Raw genomic sequence first — 22435 nt, 5'->3', positions numbered from 1 at the left:
GGCCGTCAGGGATGGAATCGTGCGCCGGAAGCCGCCATGACGCGCAGCAGCGCGGCCGGTTCGAATCGGCCGGGAAAGCGCGCGTCGAGCTCTTCCAGTTGCCGCACCACCGTCGCCGCGCCGAGCGCGTCGAGGAAACGGAACGGACCGCCACGGAACGGCGGGAACCCAATGCCGAACACCGCGCCGATATCGCCATCTCGCGGTGATCGGATAATGCCGTCCTCCAGGCAGCGCACGGCCTCATTCAGCATGGGCAGTACCGTGCGGCGCTGCATCGCTTCGGCCGCCACCGTGATGCGTGATCCGGACGCCGGCGTCAGGGCATAGACCCCCTGGTCCACGCCCTGCCGCTTGCCCTGCTCGTCGTACCGATAGAAGCCGCGCTTCGCCTTGCGCCCGAGTCGCCCACTCTCGATCACGCGCTGCAGTGTAACCGATGGACGCATGCGATCGCCGAACGCCGCCGCCATGATGGGTCCGGACTTGCCGGCGATATCGAGGCCGACTTCATCAAGCAACGTGATCGGTCCCACCGGAAAGCCGAACGCCACCAGAGCCTCGTCGACGGCGTCGATGGAGGCGCCTTCGTCGAGCAGCTTGCCACTTTCATTGATGTACGGCGCGAGAATACGGTTCACGTAGAACCCCGGGCCGTCGCGCACCACGATCACCGTCTTGCCGATCTGTTTGCCATACGCGACCACCGTGGCCGTGGCCTGCGCGCTCGTCTCGGGCGTCACGATGACCTCGAGCAGCGGCATCTTGTGGACCGGCGAGAAGAAGTGCATGCCGACCACCTGATCCGGATGCACCGCCGCCGTCGCGATGTCGCGAATCGGGATCGTACTCGTGTTCGACGCGAAGATGGCTCTCGGTGCGACGGCCTGCACTTCGCGCAGCACGGCATGCTTCACGGCGAGATCCTCGAATACCGCTTCGATCACGAGGTCCGCGTTTGCGAAGCCGCTGTAGTCGACTGTGCCGCCCACCAGAGACAGCGTGTCATCCATTTGCAGGCGCGTGAGTTGTCGGCGCTTCACCCGCTCGCGCAGCACCTCACGCACCGCGCGCGATCCCGCGGCCACGCGATCAAGCGACGCATCCTTCATGCGGACCATCGTGCCCGCCTGCACCGCGACCGTGGCGATGCCGGCGCCCATGAATCCGGCGCCGAGCACACCGATCTTGCGCACGCGCAGGGGATCGGCGTTCTCGCCCTCGCGCAGCCCGTTGTCCTTTTTTAGCGCGGTCGTGGCAAAGAAGATCGACACCAACTCCCGACTCACCTCGCTCACGGCCAGGTCGCCGAAGCTGCGCGCTTCCTCGAGAAGCCCCGCCTCCTGTCCGTGCTGATAGCCGGCTTGGATCGCCTCGATCGCCGCCAATGGCGCAGGATACTGTCCGCGCGTCTTCTTCAGCACCGTCTCGCGCGCCTGGCGAAACACGATCTTGCGACCGATCGCGTTGTCTTCCAGCAACACGTCGCTGGCACCCTGCGCGCGCGCGCGCACCGGTGTGGCGTCACCACGCGCCAAGGCATGCACACGTTTCGCCGCCACGTCGTGCAGAATGCTCGGATGCACCAGTTCGTGCACGAGCCCCATCTGCCAGGCCTTCTTCGCGCGGATGTTCTTGCCGGTGAGAATCATGTCGAGCGCCGCCTGCAACCCGACCGTGCGCGGTAAGCGCTGCGTCCCACCGGCACCGGGAAGCAGCCCAAGCTGCACTTCGGGCAGGGCCAACACGGTTTTGGGATGATCGGTCGCGATGCGATAACGACAGGCCAACGCGATCTCGAGACCGCCGCCCAACGCCGCGCCGTGAATCGCCGCGATGAACGGCTTGGGCATGGCCGCGAGTCGATTCAACAGCTGCTGTCCACCGCGCGACAGCGCTTCGCCCTCCGTCGGCGTGGTCACCCGCCGCAGTTCGTCGATGTCGGCGCCGGCAATCCATGTGTCAACTTTCCCACTGACCAGTACGGCGCCGACAATCGTCGCATCCTGCTCGATACGCGCAAAGATCTGTTCGAACACCGGCCCCACGCGCGTGTTCAACGTGTTCACCGGCGAGTTCGGCTGGTCGTAGCGCACCGTCGCCACGCCGTCCTGCACCGACAGTGACACGCCGGTGGTGGCGTCTTCCATGAGCAGCGTGCTCTTGACCGTACTCATGCGCGCTCCACGATCATGGCGTGACCCATCCCGCCGGCGGCACACACGGTCAGCATGCCGAATTGTTGGCCACGTCGCGCCAGCTCGTTGCACAGCGTGGTGAGCACGCGGGCTCCGGTGGCCCCGAACGGATGACCGATGGACAGCGATCCGCCCATCACGTTCAGCTTTTCGAAATCGACGTCACCGACCGGCGTGCTCAGCCCGGCGCGCGCCGCCCATGTGGTCGACGCCATTCCCTGAATGTTGCTCAGCACCTGCGCGGCGAACGCCTCGTGCATTTCAATCAGATCGATATCGCCGAGCGTGAGTCCGGCTCGCGCCAGCGCGAGTGGTGCCGCCAGCACCGGCGCCTGTAACAATTGCTCGGCGGGATCCACGGCCGCATACGCGTACGACCGGATGTAGGCGAGCGGCGTGTAGCCCAGCGACTTCGCCCGTTCCTCCGACATGAGGAGTACCGCCGCTCCACCGTCGGTGAGCGGCGACGCGTTCCCCGCCGTGACCGTGCCGTACAGACGATCGAACACCGGCTTGAGCGCTGAAAGCTGCTCATACGTAGAATCGCGTCGTACGCCGTTGTCGGTGTCGATCATGCGCTCGAACGTCGGCGGCGCTGGAACCGGCACGATCTCGGCCGTGAGACGTCCGTCGTCGGTTCCGGCTGCCGCGTTCAGGTGCGATCGCAACGCAAAGCGGTCCTGCGCCTCGCGCGAAATGCCGTTCAGCTTGGCCATCTTGTCGGCCGACTGTCCCATCGACTCGCCCGTACTCGGCTCGGCGATGGCCGGCGTAATGGGGATGAAATCCTTCGGGCGGAGTTGCGCGAGGATGCCGAGGCGCTGCGGCAACGACTTGGCTTTCGACGCTGCCACCAGTACATCACTCATGCCGCGCGAGTGCAGGATCGGCACCTGCGTGAGCGACTCGGCACCGCCGGCGATCGCCACGTGCGCATGACCTAGCGTGATTTGATCGGCGGCGTCGGTGATGGCCTGATTCGCCGACGCGCAGGCGCGCGACACGGTGTAGGCCTGCAGCGTTTTCGGAAAGTGCGGCAGGAGCGACACTTCCCGGGCGATGTTCGGCGCCGTGACGGCTTGCACGACGGTGCCGAACACCAACAGGTCGACCAGCGCGCCGTCGAGGGCGGTGCGCTGCACGAGTTCGGCGACGGCCAGCTTGCCGAGGTCGATGGCGGTGTAGTCCTTGAGGAGTGTTCCCGAGCGCGCGAACGGCGTACGAACGCCGGCGACGATGGCCACACGACGGCCAGTTCCAAAGGTGGGCATACGCCGAAGGTAACGGTCGATCCCCTAGCGCGGCGAGGGTTCTCGCGGCATCTCTGGAGGAATGCATGAACCGAAGGGAACTCCCCATTCCGTACGGCCGGCCCTGAGCTCAGCCGCCGTGGCAACGCGACAGGTGGCGCTGGCGGCGCTGGCGGCTGAACCCTTCGACATGCTCATCGTAGGCGGGGGCATCACGGGGGCGGGGGTGGCGCGCGAGGCAGCGCTGGCGGGCTTTCGCACGGCGCTCCTGGAGCGCGACGACTTCGCGAGTGGCACCTCCAGCAGGTCGTCCCGCCTCGTGCACGGCGGCGTTCGCTATCTCGAGCACGGCCATATCGGCCTCGTGTTCGAGTCGAGCCGCGAACGACGCCTACTGCTGGAGCTGGCGCCGCATCTCGTGCGTCCGCTGGCGTTCACGTGGCCGGTTTATCGAGGGGCCCGTGTCCCGCTCTGGAAGATGCGCGCGGGCTTGACGCTGTACGATGCGCTGTCGTTGTTCCGGAACACGCCACACCACGCGCTGGATCGCAGCGGCGTGCTGGCCGCCGAACCGGCGCTGGCGCCCGATGGCATGGTGGGTGGCGCGCGCTACTGGGATGCCGCGACCGACGATTCCCGTCTCACCTTGGCCAGTGCGCTGGCGGCGCGCGAGGCCGGGGCGGCGGTCGCCAACCATGTGGCCGTGGTGTCCGGGCTTCATTCCAACGACACCGGGCGCAGGCTCACGGGCGTGGTGGTCGAGGATCGACTCACGGGCATGGCGTTTTCCGTTCAGGCGCGGGTGATCGTCAACGCCACCGGCCCGTGGAGCGATGCCACCGCCGCTCTCACTGGCTCGCCGCAGGGCGCTCAGGTCTTCGGGTCAGCCGGCGCGCACATCGCGGTGCCTCGCAACCGGGTGGGGAACAACGACGCGGTCACCATCGTGTCACCGCTCGACGGCCGCGTGATGTTCGTACTCCCGGCCGGTGTGCACACGATCATCGGCACGACCGAGCGCCCCGCGCACGCCGGGCCCGACGACATCCGCGCCGCGCGCGCCGAGGTCACGTACCTACTGCAATCGGTGAATCGGTGTTTTCCGTTCGCGCAGCTCACGATGGACGACGTGGTATCGGCGTGGTGCGGCATCCGTCCGCTGGCCGCTGTGCGCGCCGGTGAACAGAGCGCCAATGCCGCGTCGCGCGAACACGCCATCACCCATCGCGCTGACGGTCTCGTGAGCATCACCGGCGGCAAACTCACCACCTATCGCGCCATGGCGGCCGATGTGTTGGCGCACGCGCGCCACGAACTGCCGAAGTCAGGTGCCGCACCGGTGCTCACGCACGCACCACAGCCAAGTGAGTCTACACCGCTGCCCGGTGGCGATATCGTGTCACGAGAGGCAACGATGGCCGACGCGCGCAATACGGTGCACGACGCGGCGGTGGGCGAGCGATTGGCGTTGGCGTACGGCAGTCGATGGCGGAATGTGTGGAGCTACGTGCAGCGCGATGCCTCGCTCGGACATCGGCTCTCCGACGACTTGCCGTACTTGCTGGCCGAAGTGGCGCATGCGGTGGAACGCGAAATGGCGAGTACGTTGTCCGACGTGCTGGTGCGGCGCACACATGTCGCCTTCGAAACACGCGACAACGGCCGTGCGGCGGCTCGCCGCATCGCGCCGCTGATGGCCGCGTTGCTGCAGTGGTCGGAGCAGGACGTGGCGCAACAGCTCGATGCGTACGACCGCGATGTCGCGCGCGTGTTCACGATCGACGACGTGTGAACGGTGCTGCTTCACCCTCTACCCGTTTAGCCGATGTCTGAATTCACCGATCGAGTTGTCTTCATCACCGGCGGCGCCTCCGGTATCGGCGCGGCCTCAGCACGTGCCTTCGCCGCGCAGGGCGCGCACGTGGTGGTGGGCGATGTGCAACTCGAACGCGCCGAGCTCATAGTACGTGAGGTCGGTGGACTTGCCGTGCCCTGCGACGTGCGCGATGATGCCATGATCGCGGCCGCCATCGCGCGTACCGTCGCGAAGTTCGGTGCGCTCGACATCGCGATCAACGCCGCTGGTGTCGGCGGCGCCGAGGTGCGCACGGCCGAGTATCCGCCGGATGTGTGGGACGCCGTGATCGACATCAACCTCACGGGCGTATGGCGATCCATGCGTCACGAGATTCCCGTGATGCTCGCGGCGGGACGCGGCACCATCGTGAACGTCGCGTCGGTGGCCGGCCTGGGCGGCTTTCCTCGGCACTCGGCCTACTCGGCCAGCAAGCACGGTGTCGTTGGGCTCACGCGCACGGCCGCCCTGGAGTACGGACGCAAGGGGATTCGTATCAACGCGCTGTGCCCCGGTTTCACCCTCACGCCAATGGTGCAAAGCATGCTCGACGCCGGGCTCCCCGAAAGCGAACTCACGGCGCGTGTGCCACTCGGCCGACTTGGCACCGCCGAGGAGATGGCCGACACCGTGCTCTACCTGTGCAGCTCAGCCAGCGCGTTCATGGTCGGACACGCGTTGGCGGTCGACGGCGGATTAACGGCCGGGTAGCGCACGCGCGCGAGACAGTACCGCGGAGAGGCCGTTGGTCGGCGTTTCAAACAAACAGCCTTACCGCGGATTTCCGCGATAAGCACACGGAGTCGGCGTCGCGCAACCCACATAGTCAATATCGTCGCTATTGATCAGCGACGATTCGTGTCGATTCGCGGTCAGGCAGTTCGTTTGTGGTGGCGCCGAAACCGCGGTCGATCGCCCCGAGCCTACGGGACCAACAGAATTTTGCCGCGCCGACCGCCGCTCGCCGCAGCCGCCACGGCGTCCTTGATACGCGCCAACGGAAACGCTTCCTGAACGGTCGCAGCCAACGCTCCCGTGGCGATCAGCGTCGCGATCTCGCCGAAAAGTGCACGCTGCTGCTCGACCGTGGCATTGCGAAACCAGAAGGCGAGCCAGAAGCCGCGCAGTGTGACATCGCGAAACACGAAAGACCCCGGCGCGATCTTGCACGCCTCGCCGCTGAGCGCACCGTAGTTCACCACGGTGCCACCGATGGCCAGACTCCGCGCGATCCGATCGGTGGCGCTACCGCCCACGCAGTCGAAGCCGAGGCGGATCTTCGCATTGTCGGTGGCTTCGGCCACGCGCGTAGCGAGGTCGGGACCGTCCACCAACACCACGTCGCCACCGAGCGCCTGCAACGGAGCGATCGCATCCTGGCGCCGCACCACGTTCACCGTGCGAAAGCCGCGACGTTTGGCGAGCTGAATGACATACTCGCCCACGCCGCTGTTCGCCGCGTTCTGAATGACCCAGTCGCCGGCGGAGAGCGACACGAACTCGGAGAGCAGCAGCGACGCCGTGGGCGGATTCACCGTCATCATGGCCAGCTGCAGCGGGTCGCCGATCGGCGGCAACGGCATGAGCTTAGCCGCCGGCGCGATAAGATGCGACGCCCACGAGCCAGCACCGACGGGCAACAGCACGCGCTGTCCCACCGCGACCGAAGTGACGCCGTCGCCGAGGGCCGCCACTTGGCCAATCCCTTCGTTGCCGCCAATCGCCGGCAGCGGCGGCAGCAGCCCGTATTGGCCCGTCAGCGTGAGCACATCCGACGGATTGATCGGCGCCGCCAGCATCTCGATCAGGACTTCACCCGCCTTCGGCGTCGGCGTCTCGCGGTCGACGCATTCGATGACGTCCTGCGGCACGGAGCCGCGAGCGGTGTATTCGGCACGCTTCATCACATGGCTCCAGCGACGGGGGGAATCGGGTTCAGGCGAATCAGGCGAGTTCGTCGGCGCTGCGATCGTGGATCGTCTTCAGTTCCATGATCACCAGGCGACGGATCTTCTTGGGCAGCTTGAAGATCGCCTGCTCGCCGACGGCCTTGCCCTGCAGCGCCAGCCCGATCGGCGACGCCATCGTGACATGACCATCCTGCAGCTCGCCGGCATCGCCGAACACGAGTTCGTACGTCTCCCGGGACTTGGTCTCTTCGTCTTCGACGATGACTTGGCTGCCCAGGCCCACACGATCGGCCGAGATCTGCGCAATATCGATATTCGCGAGCTTGGTCACGCGCTGCGTGAGTTGCCCAAGGCGCGCCTGCACGAACTGCTGACGCTCCAGTGCCGCCTTGTACTCGCTGTTCTCCTTCAGGTCGCCGAGTTCGACGGCCTTCCGGATTTCAAAGGGGAGCGTGACGTTGAGCTCGTAGGAGAGCTTCTCGACTTCACGCGCCATCTTGGCGATGAGTTCCTGAAACATGCGCGGGTCCACTGAAGCGGGACAAAAAAGGCGCGCGCCCGGCCGTTTCGGGCCGGGCGCGTGTGCAATCCGGAAATATGGCATGGTTTGGTGGGGGTTCAAGACGTGCGCGACGAATCACGCCCTCGGCGGCACGGCGGTGCCCTCACCTCACGGCAGAACGGACAAGGACAGCCGAACGGTGCGCGGTGCCCCCGGCATGATGTTGTTGTTGCCGTGCGACGTGGCCGCATAGCGCCTGCCGAGCACGTTTTCGACGTTGGCCTGCATCGTGAGCGAGCGCGGGAGTGACACGAAGAGTCCGCCATCGAGGCGCGTGAAGGCCGGGAGTCGCACGCTGTTGTCGACGGCCGCGAAGCGATCGCCTTGGTGCACCACGCCAGCGCCCAGCGAGGCGTGTGAGAAGACCCGCACCTTGTTCCAGAGCGACAGGGTGGTGCGCGGTACCAGCGGTACCGAGGCACCGGCGCGCGCGGCCGTGGTGCGATTCAGGATCCGCGCGTGTTGCACCGCCAATCCACCCACCACATTCCATCGCGACGTCACCGCACCCGTGACTCCGACCTCGACGCCGCTGGTGCGCTGCGAACCGGTCTGCACCAACAAGGCCGCATTGCTCGGGTCCGGCGCCGCGCTGTTGGTCCGGTCGAGACGATACCAAGCGCTGTTGAGCTCCAGCGCTTCAGTTGGCGTCCACTTGAGGCCCACTTCGCGGTTGCGGAACTGCTCAGGCTTGAGCGTGGACGAGCTCGCCGAGAGTGACGAGAACTGATCGCCCGCACTTGGCAGCGACGAAATTCCGACCGAGCCGTACAGCGACAGCGTGCGACTTGGCGTGAACACGACCCCACCGCGCGGTGAGAGCAGATAGTCCGTGCGCTGCGTGACGGCATCGGTGCGATGATCACGCACGCGCACGGCGAAGCGATCATATCGCGCGCCGAGCACGAACTGCAGATGCTCACCGACGTGCAACTGCTCCTGCGCGAACACGGCCGCCACGTTGACCACGGCGTCGTTGTCGGCGTCGGTCGCGCTGGCGCGGAAGGTCACGGGTGATGCCACCGTCGTCGCGGCCAACGGCACCGTGCGTGAGGTCGACGTGTTGTCGAAGTAGCCGGTGAGTCGCACGTTGTCGGTGGCCTGGCGACTGAACTCGGTGCCCGTCACGAGTGTCTGCCGCACGATGCCGTGGCGCGACGTGTACACGAGATCGCTCTGATTGAACAGACTGCGGCGGTCGGTGCCCGTGCTGTACGCGCCGAGGGAGACTTGCGTGCCGCCGGCATTCACCGCGCTCGACGCAAATACGTTTTGATAGAATTTGTCGTATTTCATGGCGCGCGAGTGCGTGCGCAGCGTAAGGCCGTGGCTGTTGTCATACTCGGCCACCAGGTGCGCGCCGTCCACGGTCATGGTCGATCGACTGCGATCCGGGTCGCCCACGAACGTGCGCCAGTCGAGTGCAGACGGACGGCCGTTCGCCGAAGGAATGCCGCGGTCAACCGTGCGACGATCGACGAAGTGCTCGACACCCGCGCGGATCATTATCTTGCCGGCGAGCAGGGCCACCGTGGGGTTGAATCCGCTCTTTTCGTACTCAACGAAGTCACGGTACGAGCCACTCTTCTCGTGCAGCGCGTTGAGCCGCGCCGCGAGCTGCGTCGTGACGGCCTGTCCGACATCGAGCGTGAAGCGACGCTCGTCGTACGAGCCCGCTTCCAGGCCACCGCTGCGCGTCGGCGTCCACTCGGCCTGCTTCATGACGCGGTTGATCACGCCACCACCGCCGCCCCGACCGAACGCGAGCGCATTGGCGCCTTTGAGCGCTTCGATTTGCGACACGTTGTAGCTGTCGCGGAAGTACTGCGCGTCATCGCGGACGCCATCCACGAAGAAATCGGCGGTGGTGCTTTGGCCGCGGATGGTGGGGGCATCGCGATGCCCTTCACCCTGCCCCATCGTGACGCCCGGCACGTACTCCATGGCACGAGCTATCGTCTGCAGGCCGAGATCGCGCAGGACCTGAGGACCGAGCACGGTGATCGACTGCGGCACCTCCCGGAGCGGGGTCAGGGTGCGGGTGGATGAGCGGGTTCGGGTCACGCGGTATTGCGTGCGCGAGGCACGTTCGGCCGACACCCGGACCGCCGACAGCGCCTGAGCTGCTGCCGAGTCCGCCGCCGTGCGAGGCGTGCGGATTGAGTCCTGGAGGAGAGGCGCGGTGGCCACGACGGCGGCTAGCACAAAAAGGGTCGGCATGATATCTTAGTTGAGAACGCTTCTCAATACGCGTGAACTCAGCCTAACACATCAATCCAAACAAAGTCAATCGGCTTTAATTCTCCGCGTTTTTGGCAGCCGTCTGCGCCTCGTGGGCGTCAATCACGGCCTGCGCGGCTTCCGCCGGATCATCAGTGAGGAGCAGCAGATCGAGGTCCCCGGGCGAGATCTTCCCTTCGCCGACCAAGCGTGACGTGATCCATCGAACCAGTCCGGCCCAATAGTGCCGACCGAATAGAATGACCGGGAACTGATAGATCTTGCCGGTCTGAATGAGCGTCAACGCTTCGAACAGTTCGTCGAGCGTGCCGAAGCCACCGGGAAAGATGATGAACGCATTCGAATACTTGATGAACATCGTCTTTCGCACGAAGAAGTAGCGAAAGTTCACCAACGTGTCGACATAGGGATTGGCGCCCTGTTCGAAGGGCAATTCGATGTTGCAGCCTACCGAGTGACCGCCGCCCTGCTTGGCGCCTTTGTTGGCGGCCTCCATAATGCCAGGCCCGGCGCCGGTGATAATCGAAAATCCCTGCACCGCGAGCAACCGTGCCGTTTCCTGCGCCGCGACATACTGCGGATCGTCCGGCCCGGTGCGCGCCGACCCGAAGATCGTCACGCCCTTGTGGACCTCGGACAGCGCATCGAAGCCTTCCACGAACTCCGACGTAATCCGCATGACCCGCCACGGATCGGAGCGCGTGAACGCGCCCATGTCGTCTTTCGGACTCTGCAGCAACTTCTCGTCTTCCGTAAGCATTGGTCGATCACGGATATCCTGATCGATCAGGCGCTGTTCTGGGCGACGAACGGCGCGCGCACCGCTGGATACCAGGGGCGCTTCGGCGCTCGGCTCACGGCCCGCCTTTCGATGTCCTTCCTCGGTACGTTCCACGAGGCCGTCGCGCGATTCCTGCTCGGCTTGCGCGCGGGTGACGGCGGAGGCCTTCTTGCCGGTTGCTGTTCGAGGCTGTGATTGACGCGATTTTGCCATGAGGAGCACGTGGAAGTTGGCAGGACTGATGTCTGATGATACCACCGTGACCACGCGACTGCTGTTGGTCGTGGCCGACGGCGTGCGCCCGGACGTCCTCGCCGACGAAATGGATCGTGGCAATCTCCCGGCGATGTCGCGTTTACGCGAGCGGGGAGCGCTGCATACAGTCAGCACGTCCTTCCCGTCCGTCACCGGTCCCGCGTATGCCCCGTTCGTCATGGGCCGGCATCCGGCGTCGGTGGGTATGCCGGGCCTGCGCTGGTTCGACCGGGCACGTTCGTTGCCCTGGTCGCATGCGCAGGCGCGCAGCTATTCGGGTATCGACATCTGGCATGTGGACGGCGATCTCGATCCACGCAGTCCGACGCTGTATGATCTGGTGCAACCGTCGCTGGCCGGGCTGATGATGATCGCGCGCGGCGCCACACACGGTCGCGTCGGCCGCGGCATAGGCTGGTCGCTACGCGCTGGCTGGGCGCACTTCCGCGGTGATGCACACGCGTGGCGTCGCGTAGAGCAAGCCGCCGTGCGCGAATTCTTTCGCCGTTTCACGCGGACGCGCCCGCTCCTGTCCATGCTCGGCATCCTGAGCCCCGACAAGCTCTCGCATGCGTTCGGCAGTGACTCTGCCGTGGTGCGTACGGCCATCGGTGATGTCGACGCGGCGATCACGCGTGCTCAGGTCATCGCGACGGCCGGCGGATGGGCCGATGGGCTACGCATCTGGGTCGTGGGCGACCACGGCCATGCGCCCGTCTCCGAGCATGACGACCTGCACGGTTGGTTGTCAGGACGCGGACATCAGGTGCTCGCCCATCCGAAGCTTGGTACGCGCGGAGCGGATGTCGCACTCATGGTCGGCGGTAACGCGATGGGGCACGTGTATCTCGAGCCGGCGCGCCGGTTACGCGCGTGGTGGCCTTCGCTGACGACACGTTGGCAGACAACCCTCGACGCAATGCTCGATCGGCCGTCCACTGGCTTGCTGGCGGTGGCGATGGGTGCGGATACCGTTCGCGTGTTTCATCAGCGCGATGGCGTGGCCGACATTGTGCGCTCGCATGCGGGGCACGACGCGCGCTGGAGCTATGCACCGATCGACGGTGATCCGTTGCAGCTTGGCGGCTCGCTACCAGAGCTCGACGCGAATGATGCATGGTTGGCTGGCGCCGCGTCGCCCTACGCCGATGCCCTCGTGCAACTTTCCACACTGGTCCCGTCGCCAAGGGCGGGTGACATCGTCGTGTCCGCCGCCAGTGGCTGGGACCTGCGCTCCCGCTACGAGCCGACGCCGCATGTGTCCACGCATGGCGCCCTGCTGCGCGAGCAGATGCTGGTGCCGCTGCTGCTTGATGGGCCGGTGACGCGCCTGCCGCAGCGTACCACCGACGTGGTGCCGAGTGCATTGGATCTGCTGGGGGTGACGACCGATGTTATGTTTGATGGGCGCTCCTTTTTTCGCTAGCGCCCTCCTGCCGTGCACTCGCACGTGCGAGCGAACGCGACCACGCTGTTCCTCAAACACCGGCGCCACGTTCACATAACCCGCGCCCTGGCCCCTAATGCCACACCCTGATATTCGTCGCCGCAACAACGTCCAGGTCGTTGGACACGGATCGGTGCCTCTTCTGCTGGCGCACGGCTTCGGCTGCGATCAGGCAATGTGGCGCCGCATCGTCCCCGCATTTACGGACGACTACAAGGTTGTTCTGTTCGATCACATCGGCGCTGGCAGGTCTGACCTCAGCGCCTACTCGGCCGAGCGACACGCGTCGCTCGACGGCTATGCAAGCGATGTGCTCGAGATCTGTGCCGCGCTGGACCTTCAGGATGTCGTGTTCGTTGGACATTCGGTGAGCGCAACCGTGGGAATGTTGGCGGCCATTCGCGAGCCCGCCCGCTTCTCCCGCCTGGTCCTGATCGGACCGACGCCGTGCTATCTGAACGACGGACCATACCAGGGAGGATTCGAGCGAGCCGATCTTCTTGGTCTGCTCGACATGATGGAGAAGAACTATTTCAGTTGGGCCGGAACGCTCGCCCCCATGATCGGCGGCGCTGACAATCCGGCCGAGGACGTCGCTGAATTGCAGGAGAGTTTCTGTGCCACGGACCCCGTCATCGCGCGACAATTTGCCAAAGCGACGTTCCTCTCGGACTATCGCGGGGTCGTTCCGTCGGTGGCGGTGCCGACGTTGATCATGCAGTGTGCCAGCGATGCGATCGCTCCGGAGCGCGTCGGACGCTACCTCGCGGAACGTCTGCCGACGGCAACGCTGCACTTGATGGAGGCGACCGGACACTGTCCACACCTCACGCACCCTGCGGAGACGATTGCCGTGATCCGACGCTATCTCGCGGAGCCGGCGGCGACATGGCCCGTGCCGATGCCTTCCAGAGCCCGGTGACGGCTTCTTCGGGGACCGAAGTGCAGGTCAACATTCCGGCGGCGCCAACGGATCTGTACCACCGTGCCCCCTGCGGTCTCTTGCGCTGTGCCACCGACGGCACGGTGCGATCCAGCAATCTGACGTTGCGCCGCTGGCTCGGTTACCCGCACGACCATCGCTTCATCGCGTTGTCCGACATCCTTTCGCCGCCGAGCCAGCTGTTTTTCGAGATGCAGCTTCGTCCGCTGCTGGTGCTAGGCAAAACCATCGACGGTGCGTTTGTACTGCTCCGCCGACTGGACGGTGATTTGCTACCCGTCGTGATGAACGCCGTTCAGCATCCCGACGATCAGTCGATCGAAGTCGCGGTGCTGATCGTGCGAGAGCGCGAGCAGTACGAGGCCAGTCTGAAAAAGGCGCATTCGGATGCCGAACAGGCGATGCACGCGATGGCCGCCAGCGCCCATGCGCAGAAGATGCAGGCCGTGGGTCAGATGGCCGCAGGCATGGCGCACGAGTTCAACAACCTGCTCACGGTAGTCCAAGGCCACATCGAGTTTGCGGTGGCCGATGCCCTCGAGACGGTTCCGGCTTCTCGCGGCATTCTCGAGGATCTCGGGCGCGCAGCGGGCGCGGCCACGCGCATGGCAGGCATTGTCCGTCAACTGCTCGCGTTCACCGGCCAGCGTCACGTTCGCATCGGTCTCCTCGACCTGAACACCGTCGTCGAGTCCTCGGCGCAGCTCGTCACGCATGCGCTCGCACCGGACACCATATGGGAAACGCAGCTCGAGCCAGCGCTCTGGCCCGTAGCAGCCTCGCGTGATCAGATGGAACAGCTGTTTACGAGTCTCGTGCTGAACGCCAGTGAAGCAGTGGCCGCGTCGGGACGCGCTGGGCGGATCACCATCTCAACGCAGAATGTCCCGGCCGGCACGCTCGACGCGAGGGACCATGTTCGGCTCATCGTCAGTGACACCGGCATCGGCATGACCGAGGACGTGCGCGAGCGCGCTATTGATCCCTTCTTCAGCACGAAGGGCATGGCGACGGGACTTGGGCTCGGCCTGTCCATGGCGTACGGAAGCATCCGCGCCTTGCAGGGCAATCTGGAGATCAGCAGCACCCCGCACGTCGGCACGATTGTCACCGTCATCCTGCCTCGCGCCCAGGGCTGAGACCACCCGGGTCTGAGCCCACTAGTCCGTGCGGTTGCGACTACGCTCGGTGTCGAACCCTTCGGGGTAGCGCTTACGCAGCTTGTCGATGTTGCGCTGCGCGATGTCGTCCATGCTGAGTCCAAGCACGATGGCGAACGCGCCGATGTACCAGAGGCAGTCGCCGAGCTCTTTGGCCAGCGCATCCTGGTCGAGCGGCGTGGCGTGGAAGAGATGTTTCTTGATTACTTCGGCGACTTCGCCGGCTTCACCGGTGAGGCCGAGGGCTGCGTTGGCGAGTTGCTGTTCGTGCGTGCGGTCGCGCCCGAGCGTGCGGGCGGCGAGTTCCTGATACTCGTCGAGGGTCATCGCGATCGTGGGTTGAGGACCCGCGAAAGCTAATGACCCTCGACGATCCCGCCGGAAGGGGTTAGAAGCCGGCGACGTTCAGGCGGCCGTTGGTGACGACCTTGCCGCTCAGCGACGGCGTGAGAATAGCCGCACCGAGGATGGCGGTTTTGATGTCGCTGGCAGATGAACCGGGATGACGAAACGCGTAGTATGCCACGGCACCACTCACGTGCGGCGTCGCCATCGACGTCCCGCTGTAGCTCGCGTAACCTGCCGTAACTGTCTTGCCGCGAGACGCTACCGGAACAGTGGACCAAATACCGCTGCCCGGCGCGCCGATGTCGACCGTGGTCGCGCCGTAGTTCGAGAAGGAGCTGATCGCGCCCGTGCTGGTGATCGACGCCACGGTGAGCACGTTGGCACTCGTGTACTCGGCCGGATAGCAGGCGGTGGAGGTATCACAATTGTACGTGCTGTTTCCGGCGGCGGCCACGAACAAAATGTTCGCCGTGTTTGCGCGACTGATTGCGTCGGCGAGCGTCTGCGAGAAGCCACCACCGCCCCACGAGTTGCTGGTGGCGGGGAGGTTGAGGTTATGTCGCACTTTCATATCGGTGAAATAATCCACCGCCTTGACCGCGTTCGCCGTCGTGCCCCCTTGGCTGCCAAGAAACTTGCCGCTCATCAACTTTACTGAGCTACACACGCCGACGACCCCGGTGCCGTTTCCGGCCGCTCCGATCGTGCCCGCGACGTGCGTGCCGTGATCGTCTCCGGCGCCGTCGAACACCGAGTTGTTGTTGCCGGCGAAGTCCCAGCCGTACACGTCATCCACGTAGCCGTTGCCGTCATCATCGACGCCATTTGCCGCGATCTCACCCGGATTCTTGAACGCGTTGCCGGCGAGCTCCGGGTGCGTGTACATGTAGCCTTCGTCGATGATGCCGATCACCACATCACCGCAGTTGGCACCCGCGGCCCACGCTGAGTTGCCGCCAATGCCGAACTGATTCGAGGGCGTGGTTCCCGAGCCATACATGCCCCACAGCGATCCGTTGGCATAGTACGTGTCGGTCACGGCGTCCGTCGTGTAAATCCAATTTGGCTCGGCATACTCGACATCGGCGCGTCCGCGCATCGCCGCGATCGCATCCGGCACGTTCATCGACGTGCGCATCACCGTGATCCCCTCGTTGTCGCCACGGCCACGCATTGCCGCCGTCACGATCTTCTCGCCGACCCGTGCATTCGCCGACCGCATGATCTCGCCGCGCGATGCCGTCGACGCACCGGGCTTGAATCGCACGATCACTTCGCCCGGCACGAACTCCGGCGCGCGCGCAATCGAGGCCTGCGGCGCGGCCGCCAGCGAGGCCTCAGCGGGCGACGTCAGCGAGGACTGTTCGGGGGAACAGGCGGCCAACGCCATCGCTGCAGCCGCCAACGAAGACTTCACCGCAAATGAACGGTTCTTCATGCTTGTGTACTCCATGACACGAGGGGATCAAATGACCCTGCGATGGTGCGACTCGTTCAGAGAACTGTCAAGCCGAATTTTCGCTCACGCGGCGAGTAGTCCCAATGTCTTTTCTACATCACTGCTGAGTTGTGCTTCGATGTCTGCCAGATCGGCCGTGCCGAGCCCGAGCAGCTCACACACCCCATCAGCCGGCGCGTCGCGCCCCACGCTGCGCGTGTACCCACCGCCCACCCGGCCGGCAATCACATCCGCCACGTGAATGATGGCCGGCAGTCGCTGGTCGGCCGGCGCGAGCGTCATCGGATCGTGGTGATGCCCGCACGCTTTCGCGAGCGCGTCGGGAAAGCGCCATTGTTCGCACAGCGCCTTGCCAAACGCCTCGTGGGTGGCACCCAACCACTGTGACTCCGCCTCGGCGAAGGACAACGCCGGGTCCCGCGACGTCGCCGCGATCAGCAAGGCGAATTCCGTGGGCGACGCCTGAATCGCCACCAGTATGCCGATGTCGTGCAGCAGGCCCGCCAGCATCGCCTCCTCTTGCGGGATGCCACGACAGCGTTCGGCAATCCGTCGCGCCGCGGTTCCAACCGCGACCGCGTGCGTCCACAATTCATCGGCCTCGAAACCCGGCACGGTGCGACCACCTCGAAAGAGCCGGTTGAGGCTGGCGGCCAGGGCAACGTTGCGGATCGCGTTCACGCCGAGCAATCGCATGGCGGCCGCTGTGGACCCCACCTGACGCGGACGTCCGTAGAACGCCGAGTTCACGACCTTCAGCACGCGCGCGGCGAGCGGCGGGTCGCCTTCGAGGACCTCGAGTAAGGCGTCTTCGGTTGACGTCGGGTCCTCGGCAATCTTCATGATGCGCATTGCGCTCACCGGCAGCGTAGCCACCGTGGTCACCCGCTTCAGCGCACTGTGTACGATCTGGTCGTTGATACTCACCGTGGTCATGCGGCCTCGAATGCTTCGCCTACGAATGTTGACCACCATCCTGCAAGCTGCGCGGGTTCCATGGGTCGGGCGAGGAAGTAGCCCTGCCCCGCCGGACAGCCGAGTGCCTGCAGCAACGCCAGCTGCTCGATGGTTTCGATCCCTTCGGCCACGACATGCAAACCGAGATTTTCGGCCAGTGTGATCACGGCGTGCAAGAGCGCCGAGTAGCCACGACCGCGGCTCACATTCTCCGTGAGCGCGCGATCAACCTTGAGCACGTCGAACGGATACTCCTGCAGGCAAGAGAGCGACGAGTAGCCCGACCCGAAGTCATCCATCGCCAATCGAATCCCTTCGGCTTTGAAGGCCGCAAGCAACTCGCCCGCCATGACGCGATGCTGCATGAGCTGGGACTCGGTGACTTCCAGCTGCACTTGGTTCGGGGCGATTCCCGTTTCCCGGAGAATCGCCATGGTCCGCGGCACGAGGTCCGGATCGGCCAACTGCACGCGTGAGAGATTGACACTGATATACGACGGCGCAAAGTCCGGCGCCTCGCGCTGCCACACCATGAATTGCCGGCACGACTCACGCAGCACTTGGTCGGACAGCGGTAGAATCAGCCGTGTTTCTTCCGCAACCGGGATAAACTCGGACGGGGCAATCATCCCGTGCACCGGATGACGCCAGCGGACCAGCGCCTCCACGCTCTCGATCGACCGGTCTTCCAAGGAGATGATCGGCTGATACACCACGTAGAGCTCATGGCGTGCGATCGCATCGCGCAGCGAGTTCTCGATGTCGAGACGGTGGCGCACGGCGTCGCGCATGCTCGTCGTGAACAGCGCATGACACGCCTTGCCGCGGCTCTTCGCCTCATACATGGCAATGTCGGCGTCCCGCAGCATGTCATCGGCCTGCGTGTAGCCCTCGCAGCTGTGCACAATACCGATGCTCGCGCTTGACCGTACCGTGTGCGACTTGAGGAAGTACGGTTGTTCAAGCACGGTGAGCAGGCGATCGGCCACGCCGGCCGCCAGGTCCGCTGACGCTACGTCGTCGAGCACGATGACGAATTCGTCACCGCCCAGCCGTGCGACGGTCGATCCGATCGTGTCACGCGTGATGCAGTCGTTCACCCGCAAGTTCAGCCGCAGGCGCGACGCAATTTCACTAAGCAGCAGGTCGCCGATATCGTGCCCGAGACTGTCGTTGATGATCTTGAAGCGATCGAAGTCGATGAACATCACCGCGAATGCGTACGCCGGGTCGAGCGCTGTGTGTTCGATGGCGGCCTGCAGCCGGGCGTGCAGCAGGGCACGGTTCGGCAGCCCCGTGAGCGTATCGATGTGCGCGGCGCGGCCGAGTTGCGCCAGCATACGCTGGCGCTCAATCACCGAGCACACGCGCGCACGAAGCTCGGCGGCGAAGAAGGGCTTGCGGATATAGTCGGCAGCTCCCGCTGCGAAGCAGGCCGTGAGCACCTGTCGGCTCTCGCTCCCAGTGACCACGATGACCGGGATAGCCGCCAACGCCGGTTCGCTTCTGAGCTGGTGCAACACGTCGAGACCGGTGGCGTCCGGCAGCTCGTGGTCGAGCAAGATCAGATCGGGTAGTGTCGTGCGCGCTGCCGCGAGGCCATCCGCCGCCGTCGCCGCCCCGACGATGGTGGCTTGCAGCGGCCGGAGCATCGCGACCATCAACGCATGAATATCGGCGTCGTCATCGATGACGAGGATCCTCGCATCGGCGATGAACTCGCGCTCCTTTGCGACAGCTCGATCCGTTTCCAGGCTGGTCATGATACCCGCTCCATGGTGCGTACCGCCAAGTGACACTGATCGAGCAGCACCGACACGGCCTCGGCGAGATCGACCCCGGGATCGAAGGTCCCATCCGCTGTCACCCGAGCCTTCGAGTGCGCTTCCACGTCGCGGGCCGCGAGGCTGATGGACGGGTAGCCGTAGCCGCCCGCCGCCCCCTTCAGCTGGTGCGCGAACCTGGCGAGGTCATGCAGCGCGCCGTCGCGGTACGCCTGTTCGAGGCGCGCGATCTTCGCTGGTAATCCGGCGATGAAGGCGTCGACGAGCTCGGTGAAGTCGGGATCGTCACGCATCTCGCTGTAGAGCGTGGGTGGCGGGAAGATGTCGATCGTTGCCGCGGTGACAGGATGGTCTGCCGTCATCTGCATCCAGCGCGCGCAGGTGGCGATCAAGGCCCCACGGTCAATCGGCTTGGTCGCGTAGTCGTCGCAGCCCGCATCCAGACACTTCTGCCGATCCTCGGCCATGGCGTGCGCCGTGAGCGCAACAATAGGGATGCTGTTGTTTTGCGCGCGGAGCGTGCGCGCCAACGTGTAGCCGTCCATCTCCGGCATTTGCATGTCGGTGACGAGCAAACCGAAGGGGGACCCGGCGGCATTGGCCTCGAGGATGAGGTCGAGCGCCCGCTGTCCGTGCTCGGCCACCACCACCACGGCGCCGGCCTTGCGGAGATGGTGCGAGATCAGCAATTGATTGTCTTCACCGTCTTCGGCGAGCAGGATGCGCCCCTGCAGCGCAACCGCATACGCCCCTGTTTCCGTGAGCGTGGGCGACGCGCTGACGCAGGCGTGAAGATCCTCGACCTGTCGCGTACCGTCGACGGCCAGCAGCGGCAGCATGACGGCAAAGGTGGACCCTTCACCAAGCGTCGACTGCACCAGCTGCACATCACCGCCCATCAAACTGGCGAGGCGACGACTAATCGTCAGCCCCAAGCCCGTTCCGCCATGCTTCCGCGTGACAGAGGTGTCGGCCTGGACGAACGGCTGAAAGAGTGTCGCCGCCTGTTCCGGTGTCATGCCCGGTCCGGTATCCACGATCGCGATGCGCACGGCCGGCGCCCCGTCGAGCGTCGTCTGGTCGACTTGAATGTCGATGTGTCCGTGTGACGTGAACTTGGCCGCATTGCCGATCAGATTCATGAGGATCTGACGCACGCGCGTCGGATCCGACAACATGCGCTCGGGGATCGGCGTGAGCAGACGCGTGTGCAGTTGCACGCCCTTCTGCGCGGCGCGCGATCGCATCAGACTGTCGACGTCAAAGAGCACTCGCGGCAAATCCATTTCGACGTGCTCGATGGCCATCCGACCAGCCTCGATCTTGGACAGGTCGAGAATGTCATTGATCACCGAGAGCAGATGCTCACCGGCGCGACGAATCGTCCCCATCGACTGGAGCTGCTCGTCGGGTGCTCCCTGACGAATGGCTTCATCCCTCAGGAGATCGGTGTAACCGAGAATGGCGGTAAGCGGCGTGCGAATTTCGTGGCTCATGTTGGCCAGGAATTCGCTCTTGCTCCGGCTCGCCGCCTCCGCGCGTTCCTGCGCCAACTGCAGTGCTTCCTCGCGCTCGATGGCGGCCGTGACATCCATGACGGTGCCGAAGAGGCCCGTGACCTGCCCATCTCGGTCACGGCGCGCACGCCCCTCACCGCGCACGTAGCGGACATCGTTGGCGCCCCGCGCCGTGCGCATGATCAGCGAGTACGGCGTGCCGTCGGTCGCCGTCACCTGCACCGCCGCATTGAGCCGCACGGCGTCGGCGGGAATCAAGTCGGTGAGCATATCCTCATAGCCCGGCGGACCGTTCTGTGGATTGCGCCCGTAAAGCCGAAAGATTTCCCGTGACCACTCGATGTGATCTGTCGCGATGTCATACGACCAGCTCCCGAGACTCGCCACCGATTGTGCCTCCTCCAGCATGCTGGCGGTGCGCTGCAGTTCGCCGAACGACGTCTCGGCCAGGAAACGTTGAGCTTCCAACGCTTCTCGCGTGCGGACTTGATCGGTGATCTCGGTCTCGATGGCGATGAAGCCGGTGAGCTGACCGTTTTCATGCAGCGGCTCGATCGACAGGTCGAGCCAGTACTCTTGGCCGTCTTTGCTCCGATTCAGAATTTCGCAGCGCACTGGCGCACCCTCATTCAACGCCGCGTGGAGTGCCCGCACGGTCGCCTGGTCCGTGTTTTCACTTTGCAGCAATTCTCCCGGACTCCGGCCGAGCGCCTCGTCGAACGAGTAGCCGGTAAGCCGTGTGAACCCATCGTTCACCCAGGTGATATAACGCGCCGCATCGGTGATGACGACCGCGTTGCTGGTGCGTTCGGCCACCATCGCGAGCCGTCGGAACTCGACGCTACGCGCCGACGCGTTCTCGTGCTGTCGTTTCAGCAAGCGGATGACCGGCTCAATCACGAGGATTGCCATGATGCCGATCACGAGTTGCATGAGCAGGGCAATGGTCCATGAGGAGCGCACGCTGCGTTGAATGCGTTCCTCGGAATACTTTTGCAACATTCTTACCGTCCGCTCAGCATCGGCGGTCACGACGTCGGCGCGCTTCACGAGCACGCTGGCTTCAGCGCGGCGTTCTGCACTCGCGAGTGGTTCGGCCAACATCCGGAGGGTCGACGCCGCCAGCGCTTCGCGCGGCCCGGCGGACACGACGATGGCATCACGGGCGTTCTTCGCGGCGGCAAAGGCCGCGACTTCGAAGGCCGCCGTCATGGTGTCGAGTCGCGCCGCGCCGGCGCCCATGCGTTCGGTGAGTAATCGTATCTCGTCCGCATCGGCCGACGTCTCAATCGCGCCACTCGCGAAGCGGGCGATGCGCTGGGCGAACATGCGCTGATGACCAGCGAGATTCACCAGCTCAGCGGTCTGCGCAAGGCGCGCCGTAGCCGAGACCTGACCCCAAAGCGTGGCAGCCAACAAGGCAGCGATGACGCCCATCGACCCCAGCACCGCCACGCGCACTCGCGTGTGCGGGCTGTTTGGAACGCGTCCCGAACGGCTGAAGCGATCGAGGGCCATGCGGGCATCGACGTGGCGCCGGTACATCATCCACGCGAACAACGGGCCGATCAGCAGCGCCAGACCGGACGCCCCGATCAGGCTTCTCGTCCACTCGCTCACCTCGAGATCCGCCAGCTCGATCGCGTGATGCAAACAGAGCTCGGCGACGGCGATGCATCCGATCAGCATCAGCGTGTCGACCCACCACGGGCGCTGACGCGACGACGTGTTCTCGGCGGACGGGCTGGGTTCGGGGTGCGGCATTCCG

16 protein-coding genes are annotated in these 22435 nt (G+C 65.0%); 5 read left to right on the top strand and 11 right to left on the bottom strand.

The window, feature by feature from the left end; all coding sequences use genetic code 11:
- Positions 1 to 5: 5 nt before the first annotated feature.
- Positions 6 to 2177, bottom strand: coding sequence for a fatty acid oxidation complex subunit alpha FadJ (gene fadJ, locus RMP10_RS16410; protein ID WP_310571259.1), 2172 nt, complete (start codon positions 2175 to 2177; stop codon positions 6 to 8).
- Positions 2174 to 3469 carry an acetyl-CoA C-acyltransferase FadI gene (fadI, locus tag RMP10_RS16405; RefSeq protein WP_310571258.1) on the bottom strand — a complete coding sequence of 432 codons (1296 nt, stop codon included), beginning with the start codon at positions 3467 to 3469 and terminating at the stop codon, positions 2174 to 2176. The genes fadJ and fadI overlap by 4 nt, the downstream gene beginning before the upstream one ends.
- A gap of 118 nt (positions 3470 to 3587) precedes the next feature.
- Here fadI and RMP10_RS16400 point away from each other — a divergent pair, with 118 nt between their 5' ends.
- Positions 3588 to 5240, top strand: coding sequence for a glycerol-3-phosphate dehydrogenase/oxidase (locus RMP10_RS16400; RefSeq protein ID WP_310571257.1), 1653 nt, complete (start codon positions 3588 to 3590; stop codon positions 5238 to 5240).
- Positions 5241 to 5273: 33 nt separating this feature from the next.
- On the top strand, positions 5274 to 6014 hold the full coding sequence (locus RMP10_RS16395) for an SDR family oxidoreductase (RefSeq protein ID WP_310571256.1): 741 nt from the start codon (positions 5274 to 5276) through the stop codon (positions 6012 to 6014).
- Between the two features lie 212 nt (positions 6015 to 6226).
- Here the strand turns inward: RMP10_RS16395 and RMP10_RS16390 are convergent, their stop codons facing one another.
- The 4 genes from RMP10_RS16390 to RMP10_RS16375 form a co-directional block, all read right to left on the bottom strand.
- Positions 6227 to 7207: a zinc-dependent alcohol dehydrogenase family protein gene (locus RMP10_RS16390; RefSeq protein ID WP_310571255.1), complete on the bottom strand. Its 981-nt coding sequence runs from the start codon at positions 7205 to 7207 to the stop codon at positions 6227 to 6229.
- A 40-nt stretch (positions 7208 to 7247) separates the two neighbouring features.
- On the bottom strand, positions 7248 to 7733 hold the full coding sequence (locus RMP10_RS16385; protein ID WP_310571254.1) for a GreA/GreB family elongation factor: 486 nt from the start codon (positions 7731 to 7733) through the stop codon (positions 7248 to 7250).
- A gap of 150 nt (positions 7734 to 7883) precedes the next feature.
- Complete coding sequence (locus tag RMP10_RS16380; RefSeq protein ID WP_310571253.1) at positions 7884 to 9995, bottom strand: TonB-dependent siderophore receptor; 2112 nt, start codon at positions 9993 to 9995, stop codon at positions 7884 to 7886.
- 76 nt (positions 9996 to 10071) lie between these two features.
- The gene (locus tag RMP10_RS16375) at positions 10072 to 10731 is read right to left on the bottom strand and encodes a TIGR00730 family Rossman fold protein (RefSeq protein ID WP_345785813.1); all 660 of its coding nucleotides are present in this window, start codon (positions 10729 to 10731) and stop codon (positions 10072 to 10074) included.
- A gap of 307 nt (positions 10732 to 11038) precedes the next feature.
- On the opposite strand from RMP10_RS16375, the gene RMP10_RS16370 reads away from it, so the two are divergent.
- The 3 genes from RMP10_RS16370 to RMP10_RS16360 all read left to right on the top strand — a co-directional run bounded on the left by RMP10_RS16370 (position 11039) and on the right by RMP10_RS16360 (position 14581).
- Positions 11039 to 12478: an alkaline phosphatase family protein gene (locus RMP10_RS16370; protein ID WP_310571252.1), complete on the top strand. Its 1440-nt coding sequence runs from the start codon at positions 11039 to 11041 to the stop codon at positions 12476 to 12478.
- A gap of 154 nt (positions 12479 to 12632) precedes the next feature.
- Positions 12633 to 13421, top strand: coding sequence for an alpha/beta hydrolase (locus RMP10_RS16365; RefSeq protein WP_310571251.1), 789 nt, complete (start codon positions 12633 to 12635; stop codon positions 13419 to 13421).
- Complete coding sequence (locus RMP10_RS16360; RefSeq protein WP_310571250.1) at positions 13388 to 14581, top strand: ATP-binding protein; 1194 nt, start codon at positions 13388 to 13390, stop codon at positions 14579 to 14581. The genes RMP10_RS16365 and RMP10_RS16360 overlap by 34 nt, the downstream gene beginning before the upstream one ends.
- Before the next feature lie 21 nt (positions 14582 to 14602).
- Here RMP10_RS16360 and RMP10_RS16355 read toward each other — a convergent pair whose 3' ends face one another.
- The 5 genes from RMP10_RS16355 to RMP10_RS16335 all read right to left on the bottom strand — a co-directional run bounded on the left by RMP10_RS16355 (position 14603) and on the right by RMP10_RS16335 (position 22431).
- Positions 14603 to 14929: a nucleoside triphosphate pyrophosphohydrolase family protein gene (locus tag RMP10_RS16355; RefSeq protein ID WP_310571249.1), complete on the bottom strand. Its 327-nt coding sequence runs from the start codon at positions 14927 to 14929 to the stop codon at positions 14603 to 14605.
- A 61-nt stretch (positions 14930 to 14990) separates the two neighbouring features.
- Complete coding sequence (locus RMP10_RS16350) at positions 14991 to 16388, bottom strand: S8 family peptidase (RefSeq protein ID WP_310571248.1); 1398 nt, start codon at positions 16386 to 16388, stop codon at positions 14991 to 14993.
- An 84-nt stretch (positions 16389 to 16472) separates the two neighbouring features.
- Positions 16473 to 17345, bottom strand: coding sequence for an HDOD domain-containing protein (locus RMP10_RS16345; protein ID WP_310571247.1), 873 nt, complete (start codon positions 17343 to 17345; stop codon positions 16473 to 16475).
- Positions 17342 to 19129, bottom strand: coding sequence for an EAL domain-containing protein (locus tag RMP10_RS16340; protein WP_310571246.1), 1788 nt, complete (start codon positions 19127 to 19129; stop codon positions 17342 to 17344). The genes RMP10_RS16345 and RMP10_RS16340 overlap by 4 nt, the downstream gene beginning before the upstream one ends.
- Entirely contained in the window at positions 19126 to 22431 is a 3306-nt protein-coding gene (locus tag RMP10_RS16335) for an ATP-binding protein (RefSeq protein ID WP_310571245.1), read from the bottom strand. Before RMP10_RS16335 ends, RMP10_RS16340 begins: the two co-directional genes overlap by 4 nt.
- Positions 22432 to 22435 lie beyond the last annotated feature (4 nt).

This window comes from Gemmatimonas sp., assembly GCF_031426495.1.
Classification (GTDB): Bacteria; Gemmatimonadota; Gemmatimonadetes; order Gemmatimonadales; family Gemmatimonadaceae; genus Gemmatimonas.
Note: the sequence above shows the minus strand (reverse complement) of the source record. Positions and strands in the feature narration are given on the sequence as shown.